This is a genomic window from Thalassospira profundimaris WP0211, from assembly GCF_000300275.1.
Lineage (GTDB): Bacteria > Pseudomonadota > Alphaproteobacteria > Rhodospirillales > Thalassospiraceae > Thalassospira > Thalassospira profundimaris.
The window spans coordinates 86,305-108,660 of the sequence record NZ_AMRN01000001.1 but is presented as its reverse complement, the minus strand read 5'-3'; the positions used below and the strand labels follow the sequence as shown (position 1 = coordinate 108,660).

General features: G+C 57.1%; 1 protein-coding gene. It reads left to right on the top strand.

From position 1 onward, the window contains the following. The first annotated feature begins 183 nt into the window (after positions 1-183). Positions 184-22,356 (top strand): M10 family metallopeptidase C-terminal domain-containing protein, encoded by a 22,173-nt coding sequence (locus TH2_RS21850; protein ID WP_008888391.1) that lies wholly within the window; start codon positions 184-186, stop codon positions 22,354-22,356.

Below are 22,356 nucleotides of genomic sequence, written 5' to 3'. Positions count from 1 at the left end.
CCGGGCTTTTTCCTTCCAAAACGCCGGAAAATATGAGAAAAAACGCATCAACCGTACCCGGGCGAGTCATTTTCTATTGATGATTCGCATAAATCTAATTTATACTACGGTATAAGTCGATTCTGGGGCCGATTGTTCGCCGCAGTACTGGTAAAAATAATTCCCATGTAGGGAGTATGTGTTTTGGTCTCGCCCGCCAACCAAGACGACGGTGTTGGAATTACCGACACCGATATTGATCAGGTTCTTGATGACCGCGCAGAAGGGGATTCTGCTGCGGTCAAAAATGATTCTGGGGCAGGCTCTTCGGGCGAAGGTAACTCTCAATCCGCGGCAACGCAGGTTTTCACCAACATCCAGAACGTGATCGGCACTGCCTATGACGATGTTCTGGTGGGCGATGGTGGTGACAACACCCTGATTGGCGGCGAAGGCGACGACATTCTCGAATCGGGCGAGGGTGAGGATGTTGTTACCGGCGGCGAGGGACGCGATACCTTCGTGCTCCAAAGTGGTTTCGAGCAAACCACAATCACCGACTTCAACATTGATGAAGATGAGTTGGCGCTTGGCGACCTTGGCGTCGACAGTGTCAGCGAACTCATGGCGCTGGCCAGCGAAGATGCGTCTGGCAATGCATTCATCGTGTTTGCCTCTGGCGACAAGGTGATTTTCGAGGGCGTGTCGAAGGCAGATCTTGCCAATGTGACGCTGGTCGATGTCCCGCAAATCAACGAAGTTTCCGTCGCGACCGAGGGCGGGGATGCTGCCTCCACCGATGGCGAAGCCAATGTCATTGAAGGTGGGGCAGTCGACGACATCATCATCGGTTCGGATGGTGATGATGTTATTTTGCCGGGTGGTGGTGCAGACAGCATTGATGGCGGTGCTGGCGAAGATACCCTGTCATTTGACGGGGCTTCTGACGGCGTGCGCGCCGATCTTTCGCAGGGTTCCTCAACCGATGCCACCGGTGCCAATCGGACGTCCTTTGAAAATATTGAAAATCTCCGTGGCACATCGGGCAATGATGTTCTGACAGGTGATTCCGGCAATAACAGCCTGTCGGGTGGCGATGGTGATGACACCTTTGCCGTCAGCGACGGTGCGGACGCTATTGACGGTGGCGCGGGCGAAAATACCCTTGATTACAGCCAGTCTGATCAGGGTGTTGAAGTCAATCTGGATTCCGGTGCGGGTCGCACAAATGACGCGCAAGATACGCCGTCGCAAAGCGATGCTGGTACCGCAACTGACAGTACCGCAAGCGGTGACGCGACAGGCGATAGTGGTACAGGCGGTTCAGAAGCCGGTGACACGGAAACTGGTTCCGGCAGCACCGGGGACACGGGTTCGACAGGTTCTGGTGAAACCTCTGGTGAGGCTTCCGGTGATGGCGCGACCGGTGCATCCGGTAGTGAAGAAACCACCCAGAGTGATGGCGGGGCCACTAGTGATTCCAGCAGTTCCGGTGAAACCACGACTGGCGATGCGGTAACGGAAACCGGATCAACGGGCAGTTCTGAAACACAGGAAGATACCACCTCGGGCGATGCTACATCTGGCGGTTCAGAAAGCGCCGGCGAAACGGGCAGCACCGGCGATGCCGCGTCGGAAACACCAACCGATGGTGGATCCGCGGATGCATCCGGTTCCGAAGCGACCGGTAACGAAACCGGTGCGTCTTCGGGCGAAACTTCCGGATCGACGGACGGTGGAAGCACGACAGGCGAAACCGCATCAGGTGAGACGGAGCCCGTTACGGGTGGTTCCGATTCTGATGACGCAACCGGCGGAGAAGAGGCTTCAGGCTCTGACAGCGCTGAAGTCGTTGACGGTTCTGATACGGGTTCTGGCGCAGGTTCAGAAGCTGGTACGGGCACCGAGACCTCTGGTGAAGCCACATCTGACGGCGAAACCAGCGGAGAGACTGGTTCTGACAGTGCTTCTGCTGGCAGCGGTGAAGATACGCTGGCTTCCGGCGATACCGAAGGTGGTGCAACCGATACTGGCAGTACGGATTCCGGTGATGCTGCGGGCGAAGGTACTGAGCAGCCGGTAGACGAAGCAACCGGTGAAACATCCGGCGGTGAGACCGCTGGAGCGGGCGCTTCCTCTGGCGAAGCAGAGACCAGTGAAGAAACCACAGGTGACGAAGCCGGTGCCGACAGCCCGGCTGGCGAAACCAGCCCGAATACAGAAGACAATACAAGCACCGGTGCCCAGGCGGGTGCCGAAGCTGGTGCAGAAACCGGCGCTGAGACGGCTGAGTCCCAAGCCGGTTCAGAAACCACTGGCGAAGGTAGCGACGAAACACCGGCAGAAGGCTCCGGCGAGGCCGTATCGGGTGATGTTGCCGCTGATGGCGATCAGGCGTCTGATGCGGGTTCAACTTCTGGTGAGACCGCAGGTCAAGAAACCACCGGTGAAGAAACCACATCGGGTGATACCACCGAAGGCGTCGAAGCAGGCGCAGCACCCGAAGGTGACGCCGGACAAGAAACCTCTGGCGATGCTGCCTCGGGCGAGGACGCAACGGGTGGTGAAACAGCCGGCGGTGCTGACGCTGAAGCGGATGGCGACGTAACCGATGCCGATGACGGCGATGCCAACGCCTTTGACAATAATCCGTCGGGTGCGGCCGATGTCGTTCAGGGCGACGACGAGACAGATACTCTCGGGGGGGCTAGCGGCAACGACACCCTTCAGGGCAATGACGGCGATGACACGCTTGAAGGCGGTGCAGGCAATGACCTTTTGCAGGGTGGTGGCGGCAATGATGTCCTGCGCGGTGAAAGCGGCAACGACATCCTGCAGGGTGGTGATGGCAGCGACAGCCTGTTTGGTGGCGATGACGACGACGTGCTGCAGGGTGGGGCTGGCAACGACCTTCTGGTTGGTGGTTCCGGCAATGATGTCATGGCGGGTGGATCGGGTGATGACTTCCTGCGTGGGGGCCAGGGCGATGATCACATCCAGGGTGGCAGTGGTGTCGATACTGTAAGCTATAGCGATGCGGACAGTGCCGTCACGGTTGACCTTGCCAATGAAACCGCAACGGGTGGTGCGGGCAATGACGTCGTCCAGATGGTGGAAAACGTCGTCGGCTCCGACTTTGACGATCACATTGCGGGTGATGATGCCGATAACGTCCTTGAGGGCGGTGCGGGCATCGATACGCTGACCGGTGGTGCGGGGGACGACACCCTTACTGGTGGTTCGGGCGCCGACGACTTTGAGCTGACCGAGAATTTCGGCAATGACACGATCACTGATTTTGCCGGTTCGGAAGACATTATAGATCTTTCCAAACTCGGCATTCAGGACTTTGCAACCCTGCAAACCATGATGTCCGATGATGGCATCGGCAACACCGTTATCGATTTCGGGGATCAGGGCACGCTGACCCTTGCAGGTGTCAGCAGCGACAGCCTTAGCGCGGATGATTTCCGCGGTTTCGGTCGCATTTTTGAAACCGAAGACAATGACGTCGGTGCTGGTACGGACGGCAACGACGCGCTTTATGGGTATGGCGGCGACGATACGCTCAGCGGTGGGGGTGGCGATGACGTCATTTCTGGCGGCTATGGCGATGATACGGTTTCGGGCGGGGCAGGTAACGATACCCTGCGTGGTCAGGAAGGTATTGATACCGTCGACTATTCCGGTGCGAATGGCGGTGTTCAGGTTGACCTTGGCGCAGGGACTGCGACGGGTGCCGATGGCAACGATGTTCTTGATCGCATCGAGAATGCGACCGGTTCCGCCTATGATGACGAACTTTACGGCGACAACGGTACCAACGTTTTGCGCGGTGGTGCGGGTAATGACACGCTTGTTGGTCGTGGTGGCAATGACACCCTTGATGGTGGCGATGGCGACGATCTGTTCATTGGCGAAGATGGCGTCGATCTCATTATTGGTGGCGAAGGCAGTGACACCCTTGATCTGAGCGCGCGTGAAAGCGGTCAGGAAGTCAACCTGGGCAGTGGATCCGCACGCGACAGTGAAACCGGCGAAAATGATACGCTGATTGGTGTTGAGAACGTTATTACTGGTGCTGGCGATGACACAGTCATTGCGTCCAGTGATGCCAATGTCATTTCGACCGGTGCGGGGGATGACACCATTCGTGGCGTCGGTGGTAACGACACCATTGATGGTGGCGATGGCAATGATACGGTTTCCTTTGGCAATGAGTCCGGGCTGAATGTCGATCTTGCGAACGGCACCGCCACGATGGGTTCCGGGACAGCACAGCTTTCCAACATTGAAAATGTTACCGGTTCTGCAAACAACGATGTCATTTCCGGTGACGATGGTGCGAATACGCTTTCGGGTATGGCTGGTGATGACACCATTTCCGGTGGCGGCGGTGATGACGTGCTGTCTGGCGGTGCTGGCAACGATACTGTTGACTACACCGACGTCGATGGCGGTGTGACGGTTAACCTTTCGACCGGCACGGCAACCGGTGACGGCAATGACACCCTTTCGGGCTTTGAAAACGTTGTGTCCGGTTCTGGTAACGACATCGTTTATGGCAACGCTGTCGATAACATCATTGATACTGGTGCAGGTGATGACACTGTTTTTGGCAGTGCCGGTGATGACACCCTGATTGGTGGCGATGGCAACGATACCCTAAGCTATAACGCCAGCGGGACAGGTCCTGGGTCGGCCGTGACGGTTGACCTCGACGCAGGAACGGTTTCCGGAAACGACTTTACCGACGTTATCTCCGGTTTTGAGAAGATCGAGGGGTCATCGGCCAGCGACACCATGCTGGGCAGCGGCGGTGACGATATGTTCTTCGGTGGTGCGGGCAGCGATACCATTGATGGTCGCGGCGGTGACGATATGCTGACCGGTGGTTCAGGTGCCGATACCTTCGTTATCCGCGCGGACAGCGGTAATGATCTCGTCACCGATTTCGATCCTGTGAACGACGTCATTGATATTCAGGGTATCGACGGTCTTGAGCTGTTCTCCGATGTCACCGACTTTATCGGCGAAGACGCGTCGGGCAATGCGACGATTACGGTCGGCGATGCCGTCATTACCCTTGAAGGTGTCGATCCCGATAGTCTGACCTATGCCAACTTCAAGGGCATCCGGTCGCTGGAAGGTACCGAGGACAGGGACGTTCTGATTGGTACTGATCGTAGCGACGTGATCACTGCGAAAGAAGGCAATGACACCGTTTCCGGTGGCGCAGGCAACGACACGATCGACGGCGGCGATGGCAATGATGTTATTTCCGGTGGAACCGGCACGGATACCATCACCGGTGGTGCCGGCAATGATGTGATCAGTGGCGGTGCTGGCAATGATGATCTTGATGGTGGCGATGGCAACGATACCCTGAGCTATCAGGGTGCTGATGGCGGTGTTGTCGTCGACCTTGAGACCGGCGAGTCAACTGCGCCCGACGGTACCGATACGATTGCCAATTTTGAAAATGTCACTGGCTCGTCCTTTAACGACACTCTGGCAGGCGATGACACTGCGAACGTGATTGATGGCGGTGCAGGTAACGACATTCTTGATGGTCGTGACGGTGATGATGTGCTCAATGGTGGCTCTGGTAACGACACCATGTCCGGTGGCGCAGGCAATGACACGATCACCGGCGGCCTTGGCTCGGATACCGTTACCTATGCGGATGCATCGGGTGGTGTAAATGTCGATCTTGCCGCAGGTACGGCATCCGGCGCAGATGGCAACGATACTCTGGACTCCGTTGAAAACATCGTTGGTTCGGACTTTGATGATGTCCTTACCGGTGACCAGTCCAATAACGTTATCGAGGGCGGTACAGGCGATGACACCATCACCGCTGGTGGCGGCAACGATATTGTTTCCGGCGGCGAAGGTGCTGATACCTTTGTCTTTGGCACTGAGACTGGCCGGACCGTCATCACTGATTTCGATCCGGCAGAAGACAAGATTGATCTTGCTGGCTTCGAGGTTCCTAACTTTGAAGCACTCAAGAAAATGCTCGGTACGGACAGTGCGGGCAATGCAGTCATCACTATAAATGACAGCACCATCGTCCTGAATGGTGTTTCGCCGGAAGACCTCACTGCAGAAAACTTCATCGATATTGATTCGCTGGGTGCGACGCAGGGTGATGATGTTTTGCAGGGATCTTCCGCTGCCGAGATTATTGACGGCCTGTCGGGCAATGACACGATTAGTGGTGGCGCTGGCGACGATACGATTTACGGCGACAGCGGTAATGACACGATTGCTGGCGGTTCGGGTCAGGACGTCATCGATGGCGGTGACGGTGAAGATACAGTCGATTATTCGGCTGGCGGTGGCGTTTCAGTAAATCTCGAAACGGGCGTTGGTGGTGTCGGGAACGAAGACACGCTGATTGATATCGAAAACGTTCTTGGCTCAAACCAGAATGACACCATCATCGGGAATGACGGTGCCAACACATTGTCTGGTGGTGCTGGTAATGACATCCTTTCAGGCGGTGCGGGCGATGACGTCTTGCTTGGTGGTTTGGGCAATGACAGGCTCACCGGCGGTGAAGGTGATGACACGGTACTGGGCGGTGCAGGCAATGACATCCTCTTAGGTGGTCTCGGCAATGACGTCCTAGTTGGTGGCGCCGGGACAGATATCGCTGATTACAGCGACGCAGACGGATCGGTTACCGTTGATCTTTCCCAAGGAACTGCAAGCGGTGCCGCAGGTAACGATACGCTCGAAGGTTTCGAGAGTGTTCAGGGTTCTGATCACGACGACACACTGATCGGTGATGCGGCCAACAACACTCTTTCGGGTGGTACGGGCGACGACGTCCTTGATGGCGGCGCTGGCGATGATTTGCTGATTGGTGGTGCAGGCAGTGACACCATCGAAGGTGGCGAAGGCATAGACACCATCAGCTATGCTGGTGGAAGTTCTGTCAATATTGACCTGGCAGAAGGAACAGCCTCCGACGCCGATGGAACAGACAGCATCAGTGGCGTTGAAAATGTCATTGGTTCTGATGACGCCGATGTCATTACAGGCGATGCAGCCAATAACATCATCAATGCGGGTGAAGGTGCCGACACCATCACCGGTGGCGCAGGCGATGATACCCTGACCGGTGGCGCGGGTGCTGATGTCTATGTTGTTGGTCCGGACGACGGAACTGACACGATCACCGACTTTGCCGTTGGTGAAGACCAGATTGATATCACCGCCCTCGGTGTTGGTACTTATGGCGCACTTTACGAGATGATGACCGAGAACGAAAACGGTGACCTTGTCATCGATTTCGGTCAAGGCACGTCGATGGTGCTCGAAGGTGTTGGTCTTGACGACATTACCGCCAACAACTTCATTGGTGTTCGCGACATTGTCGGAACGTCAGGTGATGACACCATGTCGGGGACCGATGGTCAGGACACCATGTCGGGTCTTGATGGCAACGACATCATTGATGGCCTTGAAGACGATGACAGCATCTTTGGTGGTGCCGGCGACGACACTCTGATTGGCGGCCAAGGTAACGACATTCTTGATGGTGGCAATGGTGCCGACACGGTCGATTATTCCGACGAAACCGGCAACGTCACGGTCAACCTAAAGTCAGGAACGGCGACTGCCTCAAGTGGAAACGACACGATCCGCAATGTTGAAAACGTTGCGGCTGGTGCCGGCAATGACGCGCTTACAGGTTCGGATGCTGACAACATCCTGATCGGTGGCGAGGGCGATGATGCCCTAGAAGGCCTTGGCGGCGATGACACCCTGTCGGGTGGCGCGGGTAACGATACCGCAAGTTACGCCAATGCTGATGGCGGTGTTACGGTCGATCTTGCTGCGCAAACCGCAAGTGGTGCGGCGGGTGAAGACACACTTGAAAGCATCGAAAACGTTACCGGTTCGACGCACAACGACATGCTCACGGGTGATGCTGGTGCCAACACGATTATTGCCGGCGCAGGCAATGACTCCCTGATCGCAAGCGGCGGCGATGATGTGCTGCGTGGTGGCGTGGGCATCGATACTGTTGACTATGGCGATGCGACTGGCGGCATCACTGCCGACCTTGGCGCAGGCACTGTCACCGGTCTGGGCAATGATACACTTTCGGGTATCGAAAACCTCAGCGGTTCTGCTTTTGATGACACCATAACGGGTGATCAGGGTAACAACGTCCTGTCCGGTGAAGATGGCGACGACATTCTTTCTGGCGGCGGCGGCAACGACACGCTGCTGGGTGGTGCTGGTGACGACACCCTGAGCGGCGGATCGGGCAGTGACCTGATTGATGGTGGCGATGGTATTGATACCGTTGATTATTCTGATGCCGAAAGCGGCGTTACCCTTGATCTTGGAACTGGCAAAACGGGCTCGGTAACCGGTGACACGGTTCTGAATGTCGAAAATGCCATCGGTTCGGGGCAGGATGATACGATTACCGGTTCGGATGCAGACAACACCATCCTGACTGGTGCCGGCGACGATACCATCAACGGTAGTGCTGGCGACGATGTCATTGACGGTGGTGCCGGGCAGGACGTTGTTGATTACAGCAACAGTGAAACCGGCGTTGATGTCGACCTTGAAGCAGGCTCGACTGACAAGGCCGACGGAACCGATCTGTTGAGCAACATCGAAGATGTGATCGGCTCGGATGCCAATGACAGCATTAGTGGTTCGGATGCTGCAAATACCCTTTCGGGTGGTGTAGGCGACGATACGATTGATGGTCGCGCTGGAAATGACCTGATTGCTGGTGGTGTGGGCGATGACACCCTTTCGGGTGGCGCGGGCATTGATACTGTTGATTATTCCGGTGCTGCCGGTGGTCAGAATGTCGACCTTGCCGCAGGAACGGCAACCGGTGCAGATGGTAATGACACGATTTCCGGTTTCGAGAATGTCACCGGTACCGACTATGACGACACCATCACCGGTAATGACGCCAATAACGTAATCCTTGGCGGTGCTGGCGACGACATGTTGACCGGTGGTGCAGGTAATGACGTTCTGAACGGCGGCGAAGGTAATGACAGCTTCGTTAGTGAACTGGGCGACGACACATACATTGGTGGCGCGGGTACCGACACCCTTGACTACTCTGATGCGGCATCAGGGCTAAACATCAATGTGGGAAGCAATATCGCAATCGGTGAAGATACCGGCCGTGATACCTTCAGTGGCATCGAACGGATTATTGCATCCGACCATGATGACACGGTGACCGGCGGTGCTGGTAACGACGTGATTGATGGCGGTGCGGGCGACGACACCATTTCTGGCGGTGCTGGCACTGATACACTTGATGGTGGCGAGGGCGAAGATACCCTTTCCTTTGCGGGTGAGGCAGGTGTTTCGGCAGATCTGCAGACCGGTGTGATCAGCACCGGCGATACAGTCTCGAATTTTGAAAACATTTCCGGTTCGACCGGTGCAGATACGTTGCGCGGTGATGGCGGTCGCAACACGCTGTCGGGTGACGCGGGCAACGACGTCCTTGATGGTCGCGCAGGTGATGACGTCCTACTGGGCGGTGCGGGCAATGATACGCTGCGCGGTGGTGTTGGTAGTGACACCATTGATGGTGGTGCTGGGAACGACACGCTTGATCTCGGCGACCTTTCTGGCAACCAGACCGTCGATTTTACCAACGGCAGTGCCACCGATGGCACAGATATCGATACCTTCACCAATATCGAAAATGTCATCACGGGTGACGGCGATGACCTGATCATTGGCGATGGCAATAACAATGTCATTAATGCCGGAAATGGTGATAACAGCGTTGATGCTGGCGCAGGCAATGACGTCGTCACAACCGGTGACGGTGCTGACATTGTCGATGGCGGGACTGGCGATGATACCATCAATGCCGGTGCAGGTGCCGACACCGTTTCTGCCGGCGACGGTAGTGACGTCATCACCACTGGCGAGGGCGCAGATATTGTCGATGGTGGTGCGGGCAATGATACCATCAATACCGGCGATGGCGCTGATACCGTTCTTGGCGGTGAAGGTGAAGACGTCATTTCTTCTGGCAGCGGTGATGACCTTGTAGAAGGTGGCGCGGGCAATGACATCATTTCGGGTGGTGCCGGTGCCGATACGCTTGATGGTGGCGCAGGCAATGACACCTTGCTGTCGGGTGCCGGTGATGACCGCCTGATTGGTGGCGAAGGCTTTGATACTGCAAGCTACATCGACTCTCAGTCTGCCGTCACAGTTGATACCAGCAACAATACCGTATCCGGCACTGCAACCGGCACCGATACCCTTGAGGGTATTGAGGCAATCCGTGGTTCCGAGTTCAGCGACACCTTTATCGGTGGTGCACAGAGCGATACCTTTATCGGTGGTGCAGGGGATGACACCTTTGATGCCGGCGCAGGCAATGACACCCTGACGCTCGGCGAAGGTGCCGACCAGGTGATATTCAATCCGGGCGACGGCCAGGATACGGTTACTGATTTCAATCCGCTCGCCGATACTATTGACCTGACCAGCTTCAATATTGCCGGTTATGGTGCGCTTGAGAAAATGTTTGGCACGGACGCCAATGGCGATCTGACCATCACTTTTGACAGCGGTGATACCATCACGCTGCAAGGCGTCACTCCGTCAGAGCTGACTGCCGATAACTTCATCGGTGTTGAAGTCCAGCTCGGGTCTGAGAATGCCGACGAAATGATCGGCGGCAGTGGCGATGACATCATCAACGCGCTTGGTGGCGATGACACGGTCGACGGGGGTGCGGGTAATGACCGCCTGATCGGTGGCGAAGGCAACGATACACTTGATGGCGGAACCGGCGATGACACGCTGGTTGGCAATGCCGGATCGGATGTTTTGCGTGGCGGTGATGGCAACGATACCGCCGACTACTCGACCGAGGGTTCCGGTATCGCTGCCGATCTTGCGGCGGACACGGTCACCGGTGGTGACGGCGATGATGTCCTTGAAGGCATCGAAAACGTCACCGGTACCCTGTTTGACGATACCCTGTCGGGCAATGACGAAAACAACACCCTGACCGGCCTTGCCGGTGATGACACCTTTGTCGGGGGTGCTGGTGATGACGTTCTGGATGGTGGCGAGGGTACCGATACCGCCGATTACAGCAGTGCTGATCAGGGCGTAACTGTCAATCTTGCGGCCGGTTCAGCAACCGGTCAGGGCAACGACACCCTGATTGATATCGAAAACGTCGTTGGGTCCGACTTCAACGACAAGATTTCCGGTGACGAGAGCAACAACACCATTTCCGGCGGTGCCGGTGGCGACGCGATTAATGCTGGCGCCGGGAACGACGTTATTGATGGCGGCGAAGGCATCGATGAAATCAGCGGCGGTTCTGGCGATGACATCATCGATGGTGGCACTGGTGGCGACATCCTTCTGGGTGAAGCTGGCAACGACACCATCAGTGGTGGCGAAGGCGATGATATCGTCGAGGCGGGTGCTGGCAGCGACTGGGTCTATGGCGATGCCGGGGACGACATCCTGGATGGTGGCAACGGCGAAAATGATATCGACACCGTCGACTATTCCAATGTCGATGCCGGGGTCACGGTTGATCTGGTCAAGGAATATGCGACCGGTGGCGGCGGGGACGACATTGTTCGTAACTTCGAACGCGTCATTGGTACCGATTACACCGATACCCTGATCGGCAGCGACGGGGTCAACACCCTTGATGGTGGATCGGGCGACGATACCCTCGTTGGCGGTTCGGGCGATGATGTCCTGATCACCGGCGAAGGCGAAGACCTGATCGTGCTTGAGCCGGGCAGCGGCAATGACACCGTTACCGACTTTGACGTGGCAAAAGACATTATCGATCTGTCTGCTTATGGCATCGAGGATTATGCCACCCTTCGTGACCAGATGGCCGATGATGAAAACGGCAATGCCGTCATCACCCTTGGCGATGGCGACAGCATCACGCTGGAAGGTGTCTCGGTCGATGATCTTGGTCAGAAAAACTTCTTTGGCTATGACGCCATCTTTGGCACCGAGTTCGAAGATGACATCACCGGCAGCCAGATCAGCGATGAAATCCATGCGCTTGAAAGCGATGACATCATCGACGGTCAGGCTGGCGATGACGATATTTACGGCGACGAGGGCAATGACACGCTGATCGGTGGCGCAGGTGACGATACCCTGCGTGGTGGCGAAGGTTCCGACACCGCCGATTATTCCGACACGTCTGAAGGTGTCACCGTTGACCTTGGTGCAGGCACCGCGACGGGTGAGGCTGGCAACGATACCCTTGAAAGCATCGAAAACGTCACCGGCGGTAACGGTGATGATGTTCTGATCGGGGATGAAAACGCCAACATTCTGGACGGTGGCGCAGGCAATGACACGGTCTTTGGCAATGACGGCGATGACACGCTGATCGGCGGCGAAGGCGAAGATGTCCTGTCCTACGAAGACTCTGAAAGTGGCGTGAATGTTGACCTTGATGCCGGAACAGCAACCGGTGGTGCAGGCAATGACAGCATTGACGGTTTCGAGACCCTGATCGGGTCCGACCATGATGACACCCTGGCGGGTAACGAATTTGACAACGTCATCGATGGCGGTGCGGGCAATGACACGCTTTCGGGCGGTGCGGGTAACGATACCCTGATCGGTGGCGAAGGCGATGATATCGTCGATTATTCCGACCAGACCGATGGTGTGGTTGTCGATCTTGAAAACGGCACCGGTACAGCGACCGATGGCACCGATACCCTTGACGGGATCGAAGGTGCGACCGGTGGTGCGGGTGATGACACCCTGACCGGCTCGACGGGCGACAACATCCTTGCCGGTGGTGCGGGCGACGACACGCTCTCGGGCGGTGCGGGCAATGATACGCTTGCCGGTGGCGAAGGTGCCGACCTGATTGATGGCGGTGCCGGTGATGACGTCCTGTCGTTTGAAGTTGACAATGTTGCCGCAGAAGGCGACACCACAGACCATGTCGGCAGTCCGACCACCGACGGGACCGGTGAGGTTGCCGATATCTCTGGCAAGAACCTGTCTGATGACAGCTTCGTTGGTGGCGAAGGCAACGATACGCTTGTTGCCGGTTCCGGTGATGATGCGATCATTCTTGATCGCGATCATGAAAACGGTGCGGCCAACCCGTCCATCGTTGATATCGAAAACATCGATGCCGGTGATGGTAACGACGTCGTCGATCTGACCAGCAACACCCATTCCTATGGCGATGTCACAGTCGATGGCGGTGCGGGCGATGACACCATCTGGGCAAATGATGGTAATGACGTCCTGCTGGGCGGCGAGGGTGCTGATAACATCAATGGCGGTGCTGGCAACGACACCCTTGATGGTGGTGCCGGTGACGACGTCCTAGATGGCGGCGACGGCGCTGACACCATCGACGGTGGTGCGGGCAATGACACCATCGCAGCCGGTGCTGGCGACGATATTCTGATCGGTGGTGACGGTGACGATACGCTTGAGCTGTCGAGCGCCGATGGCGCGACCATTGATCTTGGCGCAGGCACCGCAAGCAGCGGTGAAACCGGCAGCGACAGCATTTCGGGCTTCGAAAATGTCATCGCGACCGATGGTGATGACACCATTACCGGATCGTCTGGCAACAACACGATTGATGCCGGTGCGGGCAATGACATTGTTTCCCTTGATGGTGGCAAAGACGATATCGATGGCGGCGACGGTATTGATACCCTTGATCTGTCTGGCACCACGGGTGGTGTGACGGTTGATCTGGCGGCCGGTACGGCAAGCGGTGCCAACACCGGATCGGATACCATTGCGAACTTCGAAAATGTAACCGGCTCGGATGACGCTGATGTCATTACCGGTTCGGACGATGCAAACGTGATTGACGGTGGTGCGGGCAACGACACGCTTGATGGCGGTGCAGGTGACGACATTCTGTCTGGCGGCGCGGGTGATGACACCGTCGCAGCAGGTGCAGGCAATGATACGCTTTCGGGCGGTGATGGCGCCGATACGTTTGTCTTCGAAGACGGCACCGATACCGACCTTGTCACTGATTTCGATCTGACGTCGGATACGATTTCACTGCCGGATCTGGGTATCTCGGCATGGACCGATCTGCAACCGTTGCTGTCTGATGGCCCTGACGGTGCGGTTATTACCCTGCCAGCTGGCGGTACGGTGACCCTGTCGGGTGTGGCTGTGGGCGATCTGACCCCGGATCACTTCACGGGTATCGACAATGTCGGCACACCGGGCGAAGACACGCTTGGCGGTGGCGACGGCGATGATTCGGTTGATGGCGGCGGCGGCAATGACAGCGTCGATGGCGGCGATGGCAACGATACCGTTGACGGTGGTGACGGTGATGATTCCGTTGGCGGTGGCAGTGGTAACGATTCTGTCGGCGGCGGAAGCGGCAATGACACGGTCGATGGTGGCGACGGCGATGATACCGTTGACGGTGGCGAAGGTAATGACTCCGTCGGTGGCGGCAGCGGCAATGATTCTGTTGGCGGCGGTGCCGGGAACGACACAGTCGATGGTGGCGATGGAAACGACACCGTAGACGGCGGCGATGGTGATGACACTGTCGGTGGTGGTTCGGGCGATGACACCGTCATTGGCGGTGGCGGCAACGATACGCTTGGCGGTGGCGAAGGAACCGACACCCTTGATGGTGGCGACGGTAACGACGTTCTTCAGTTCGAAGCCGACCGTATCGGTCAGGCCGGTGATGAAACCGACCATGCCGGTAGCCCGGGTGTCGATGGCACCGGCGATGTTGCCGACCTTGAGGGCCTTGGTCTAAGCGATGATCAGTTTGATGGTGGCGAAGGCATCGACACCCTTGTCGGGACATCGGGTAGCGACGCGATCATTCTTGATAACGATCATGCCGATGGGTCGAACGCACCGTCGATTTCCGGTGTCGAAGTCATTGACACGGGAGCCGGCGACGACGTTGTCGATCTGACCAGTCAGACGGAATCCTATGGCGATGTATCGGTTGATGCCGGAACGGGTGACGACACCGTCTGGACCAACGAAGGCAATGACAGCATCAGCGGTGGTGATGGCAATGACCACATCAATGCCGGTGCAGGAAATGACATCGTTGATGCCGGTGCGGGCAATGACACAGTGGTCGGCAGTGCTGGCAACGATACCCTTTCGGGGGGTGACGGCTTTGACACGCTCGATATGTCCGATGTCGACGCGGATGTCGCGGTCAATCTGCAGGATGGCACAGCCAACGGCAGCGAAACCGGTGCTGATGTTATTTCCGGCTTTGAAAATGTGATCACGGGTGCCGGTGATGACACCGTTACCGGCAGCAGTGCTGATGACACCATTTCCACTGGTGCCGGTGCCGACACCATTGATGGTGGCGACGGCATTGATCTGATCGATGGCGGTGCGGGCAATGACGTCATTTCCGATGGCGCGGGTAGCGACCTTGTCCTGGCCGGTGCCGGTGACGATACGGTCATCGCCGGTGCAGGCAATGACAGCCTTGATGGTGGCGACGGCACTGATACCCTCAATATGTCGAACGCATCGAGTGATGCGGTTGTCGACCTTGGTGCGGGGACGGCAAGTTCGGCCGAAACCGGCAATGATCAGGTTTCGAACTTTGAAAATGTCACAGGCGGTGCCGGTGATGACCAGCTTACCGGATCGAACGGCGATAACGTTATCGGCGGCGGTGCCGGGGATGACACTATTGACGGTGGCGCAGGTGATGACACGGTTGCTGGTGGTGCCGGTGCGGACACCTTCATCTTTGCCGATGGCACCGATGATGATGTCGTAAGCGACTTCACTCCTGGCGAAGACAAAATCTCGATTGATGATCTTGGCCTCGAAAGCTGGGGTGATCTGGTTCCGCTGCTCAGTGAGAACGGCGACGGTAACGCGGTCCTGACCCTGCCTGCTGGCGGTACGGTGACCTTCGTCAATGTTGCTCTCAGCGACCTGAGTGCTGATGATTTCAACAACATCACTGATGGCGCGACCCCGTATGACGACACCCTGGAAGGGACCGATGATGATGACACCATCGATGCCCTTGCCGGTGATGATACGGTTGCCGGTGGTGCGGGTGATGACACCCTGCTTGGCAATGATGGTGCCGACACGCTTGGCGGCGGCACGGGCAATGACAGCCTTGATGGTGGTGCCGGCAACGATACGCTGTCAGGTGGCGAAGGTGACGACGCCTTAACTGGTAGTGCCGATAACGACGAACTCAGCGGCGGTGCCGGTGACGATACCCTTGACGGCGGGGCTGGTGACGACGTTCTGAACTTCGAAGCCGACGGCACAGCCACCAGCGGTGATACCACCGAAAACACCGGCAGCCCGGGGGTCGATGGCACCGGGGATGTTGCTGATATCAGCGGTAAGAACATCTCTGACGATACCTTTATCGGTGGCGAGGGTAATGACACCCTTGATATGACCGATGGCGCCGATGCGCTGGTGCTTGATGGTTCGAAACTTGGTGATGGTCAGACCACCACGCCGACCACCGAAACCCGCACCCTTGGCCTGACAGAATCGGCAAGCTCGGCTGACGTTCAGGCCGCCTGGTCGGATGCCAACCTCTATGCCTTTGACTTCGGCACGTCCTATGTTGATGGCGATGGAAAGCTGAACCTTGCGGCGGCGGATGACGCGGTCAACTTTGATGGCAATGGCATCGGTAATGACGGTGGCGGCATCGCTGGTGGTCAGATCAACCACGATGCCCAGTCCGGCGAAAGCGAAGCCATCGTTGTCGATCTTGGTGCAGATGCCTCGACGGCCACGGTTCAGGTTTCCAACCTGATGGCCGGTGAGAGCGGCGGAGAGATCGGGTCATGGAAGGCTTTTGATGCTGACGGCAACTTGGTTGCATCCGGTACGCTTGATGACAGCACCGTCAACTACACCAGCAATGGTGTTGGCACGGCAACCATCAACGCCACTGATGGCAGCGGCAATGCGGTCGAATTCCGCTATATCGCGTTTGAAAGCGAACCTTACGCCAATGGCTCGACAGGTTCTGACAGCAGCGACTTCTTTGTCCGTTCGATCAGTTTCGAGACGGCCGTTGACGAAACCACGACCGACGGCGCACGCCTTGACGGGGTCGAGGTCATCAATGCCGGTTCTGGCGATGACGTGGTCGATCTGACCAGCGACACCATTTCGTACGGCGATGTCACCATCAATGGTGGTGCGGGTAACGATACCCTTTGGGGCAATGCGGGTGACGACACCATCAATGGCGAACTTGGCCATGACAACCTGCATGGTGGTGCCGGTAACGACTATGTCGATGGGAGTTATGGTGACGACATCATCGATGGCGGTGTTGGCGATGATACGCTGCAGGGTGGTATCGGCGACGATACCCTGCGCGGTGGTGCGGGCAATGACATCATTGTCGGCGGTGCTGATGAAGACGTCGTCATGTATGACGATGCAACGTCGGCAGTTGATGTTGATCTGGCGAACTACACTGCAACCGGTGGTGCCGGGAATGACGCGATCTATCATGTCGAAAACGTTATCGGCTCGGATCATGACGACACAATCGCCGGCGATGCGAAATCCAACATCCTCGATGGTGGTGCCGGTGATGATACGCTGTCGGGCGGTGCTGGCAACGACACCCTGATTGGTGGCGACGGCAATGATACCGCCGATTACAGCAACGCAAGCAACCCGGTAAATGCCGATCTTGCGACCGGCACGGCCAAGGTCGGCACAACCGAAACCGACAAGCTTTCCAGCGTCGAAAACCTGATTGGCTCGAACGGCAATGACAGGCTTTCCGGTTCGGACGATAACAACACCCTGACCGGCGGCCTTGGTAACGATATCCTTTCGGGTCGTGCGGGTGATGACGTGCTTGAAGGTGGTGCCGGTAACGACACCCTTGATGGCGGCGAAGGCAATGACACCATCAATGGCGGTGACGGCAGCGATGTGATCACCGCCTGTGCCGGTGCCGATATCGTTGATGGTGGTGCTGGCAACGATACCGTCATGGCAGGTGCAGGTGATGATACTCTGGCTGGTGGTGAAGGCGACGATACCCTTGATCTTTCCGAAGCTACCAGCGGCGCCACGGTTGACCTTGCGGCCGGTACCGCAAGCAGTTCTGAAACCGGAAATGATGTCATTTCCGGCTTTGAAAATGTGATTGGCAGTGCGGCGGCAGACACCATTAACGGTGACGCAGCCAACAACACGATTGCCGCTGGCGATGGTGCAGACGTCATTGATGATGGCGCGGGCAACGACGTGGTCGATGCCGGTGCCGGTAACGATACCCTGATGGCAGGGGCAGGCGATGACACCCTTGATGGTGGCGACGGCGAAGACACGCTTGATATGTCGGCTGCCAACGGTGCGACGGTGGATCTGTCGGCTGGAACCGCAACCTCGGCCGAGACTGGAACGGATACGATCAGCAACATCGAAAATGTCATCGGTTCGGATGGCGACGATGTTCTGACCGGATCAAGTGGCGCCAACACGCTTCTGGGTGGTGCCGGTGATGACACCATCCAAGGTGGCGCAGGTGGCGACTATCTTGATGGTGGTGATGGCCGCGACACCATCAGTTACGAAGGTTCAGACGAAGGCGTTGAAATCTTCCTCGGTGACACCGATGCCCATACCCACAATCCGGGTGAAGGCGGGCGTGCCTTTGGCGGCGATGCGGTTGGCGATATCCTTGCCAACTTCGAAAAGGTCATCGCATCCGCCCATGACGACTATGTCTATGGCAACAGCCAGAACAACGAAGTTGATCTGGGTGCGGGCAATGACACGTTTGACAATGTCGAAGCCGATATCAGCGAAGACACCGTCGATGGTGGTGCCGGCAACGACGTCATCTGGACCGGCGATGGTGCCGATACCCTGATCGGTGGCGAAGGTAATGATACGCTGCATGGCGAACGTGGCGACGACTACCTTGACGGTGGTACGGGCAACGACACGCTTTATGGCGATCAGGGCAACGATACCATCGATGGCGGTGCAGGCGATGACGTCATCCATACCGGTTCGGGTGCCGACGTTGTTCAGGTCACCAGCCTGATCGGTGACAAGGTCGTCATGGACTTCAACACCAGCGTTGATCAGATCTCGCTTGATGCGCTTGATATCAGCACCTGGTCGGAACTGGCCCCGCTTCTGTCCGAAGTGAATGGCAACACGGTCATTGATCTTGGCGATCAGGGATCTGTCACGCTGCGCGGTGTTCGCCTGAATGATGTTTCATCCGATATGTTTGTCGGCATCGAAAATGATGGTGGCCCGACCCAGTTTGATGATGTCCTGCTGGGCACCAGCGAGGATGATTATATCGACGCCCTTGCCGGTGATGACACTGTTGATGGCGGTGCTGGCAATGACACGCTCAATGGCATGGAAGGCAACGACACGCTTTCGGGTGGTGACGGGAATGACACCATCACCGGCGGCAGTGGAAATGATGTGATTTCCGGTGGGTCGGGTAATGACAGTCTCGAAGGCAATGAAGGTGATGACGTCATTGAAGGCAATGCCGGTGACGATACCCTGATCGGTCATGCCGGGAACGACGTCATGGATGGCGGCGGCGGCGATGATTACATCGACGGCATGGAAGGTGACGACACCATCACCGGTGGCGACGAAACCGACACCATTTATGGCTCTGCCGGTAATGATTCGCTTGATGGCGAAGGCGGCGACGACGTTCTATATGGCGGTGATGACAATGACAGCATCGCCGGTGGCGCGGGCAATGACCTGCTGTCGGGGGATGCCGGCAATGACACCCTTGATGGTGGTGCGGGCAACGATACCCTGCTGGGCGGTGATGGTGACGATACGCTGCTCGGTGGTGACGGCGATGACGTTCTGTCGGGTGGCAATGGCAATGACCTTCTCGATGGTGGTACCGGCAACGACACCCTGACCGGAACCGATGGCACCGATACCCTTCTTGGTGGTTCGGGCAATGATACGCTTGATGGCGGTGCGGGTAATGACACCTACACCGGTGGTGCGGGTGCGGATGAAATCATCGTATCGAACAATTCCGGCAACAAGGTCGTTACCGACTTCAGCATTAACGAAGACAAGATCAATCTGGCGTCGCTCGACATTGATGACTGGGGTGATCTGCAAGACCAGATGACCCAGGTCGGCAACGACACCGTCATCAACCTCAATGGTCAGGGGACGCTCACACTTGTCGGTGTCTCGATGAGCCAGCTCAAGGCGGACATGTTTGTCGGTGTCGAACAGGCGTCCGGCCCGACGCCGTATGATGATCTGCTCTATGGCACCAGCAACAACGACACGATTGCCGCCCTTGCCGGCGATGACACGGTCTATGGCCTGAATGGTCAGGACACCATTAGTGGCATGGAAGGCAATGACAGCCTGTATGGTGGCGATGGCGATGACACGCTTTCGGGTGATGACGGCAATGACCTGATCGAAGGCGGCAGTGGCCAGGACAGCATCACCGGCGGCACCGGTGACGATACCGTTGATGGTGGCTCGGGCGATGACCGCGTCTGGGGTGGTGACGGTGCTGATACCATCACCGGTGGTCAGGGTCAGGACAAGCTGTATGGCGAAGCTGGCAATGACACCATCAATGGCGGCACCGGCGATGACAGCATCCTGGGTGGTGCTGGCAACGACGTAATTGATGGCGGCGAAAACAACGACCGTCTCTATGGCGGCGATGGCGATGACACCATCGAAGGCGGCAATGGCGACGACAAGCTTTATGGCGATGCTGGCAATGACACCCTGATGGGCGGTGCCGGTCATGACAGCCTTGTCGGGGGTGCCGGTCGCGATACCGCAAGCTATGCCAACTCGACCACGGCAGTCGCCGCAAACCTTGAAAGCGGCACCGCAAGCAGCAGCGTTGGCAATGACAAGCTAAGCTCGATCGAAGACCTGATTGGGTCGAACTTTAACGATTACCTGTTTGGTGACGATGGCGCGAACCTGCTGTCGGGCCTTGATGGCAATGACATCCTTGGCGGTGACGACGGGGATGACACCATCTGGGGTGGCGATGGCAATGACAGCATCAATGGTGGCAAGGGTTCCGACCTGATCGATGCCGGTGCGGGTGACGATTACATCGAATACCAGAAAGATGCGAGCTGGACGGGCAGTTATGCTGCGAAGAACGTTGGTGATCCGGGTATGGATGGCACCAACGAACAGATCAATCTTTCGGGCTATAACCGTTCCGAAGACATCATTGATGGCGGTTCGGGCACCGATACCCTGGCAATGACCAGCGGCAACGACGCCCTGTTCCTTGAAGATCGCCTGACCGATCCGGGCACCAGTCCGCGGATCTCCAACATCGAAGTCATTGATGCTGGAAACGGCGATGACATCATCGATCTGACCAGTGATACGCTGTCTTATGGTGATGTCACCATCCTTGGCGGCACCGGCGATGACATCGTCTGGAGCAACGCTGGCGATGACGTGATTGATGGCGGTGCCGGGAACGACACCCTGTGGGGTGGTTCGGGCGCTGATACGATCACGGGCGGTGCCGGTGAGGATGTTCTGAATGGCGGTGCCGGCGATGATGTCCTGCAATACAACGCCGATGGTGTCTGGGATAACAACTGGTACGCCGTCAACAATGGATCGCCGGGAGAAGATGGTCATCAGAACGACAGTGGCTGGGGCCATCACCATTTCCATGGCAATGGCTGGGGCCATAACGAGGGTGGCGACACTGGCACTGGCGACACCGTCAATCTGGGTGGCTATAACCAGTCGAATGATGTCTTCATCGGTGGCGAGGGTGTCGACACCCTGAAAATGACCAGCGGTAATGACGCCCTGTTCCTCGATGATGACATGAGCGACGGCGATGCCAATGTCCGCATCAGTGGGATCGAAGTGATCGAGGCCGGTGGCGGCAACGACATCATTGATCTGACCAGCGACACCGAAAGCTATGGCGATGTCACCCTTGATGGTGGTGCGGGCAACGATACACTTTGGGGCAATGCCGGGGATGACCTGTTGCTGGGTGGCTCGGGCGATGACCATCTTTATGGCAGTGCCGGTGATGACACCCTGACCGGCGGGACTGGTTGGGATACCTTCCAGATCGGCAAAGCCGATGGGCATGACATCATTACCGACTTCACGCCGGGCGAAGACATCATCGATCTGTCGGAATGGAACTACAACAACTTCAACCAGGTCCTGAATGACATGCATCTCGATACCGATGGCAATGTCGTCATTGAACTGGGCAACGATGCCTCTGTCACGCTGATGGGGGTCAATGATCCGGACGATCTGGATGCCGATGACTTCGGCTTTGGCAACTGA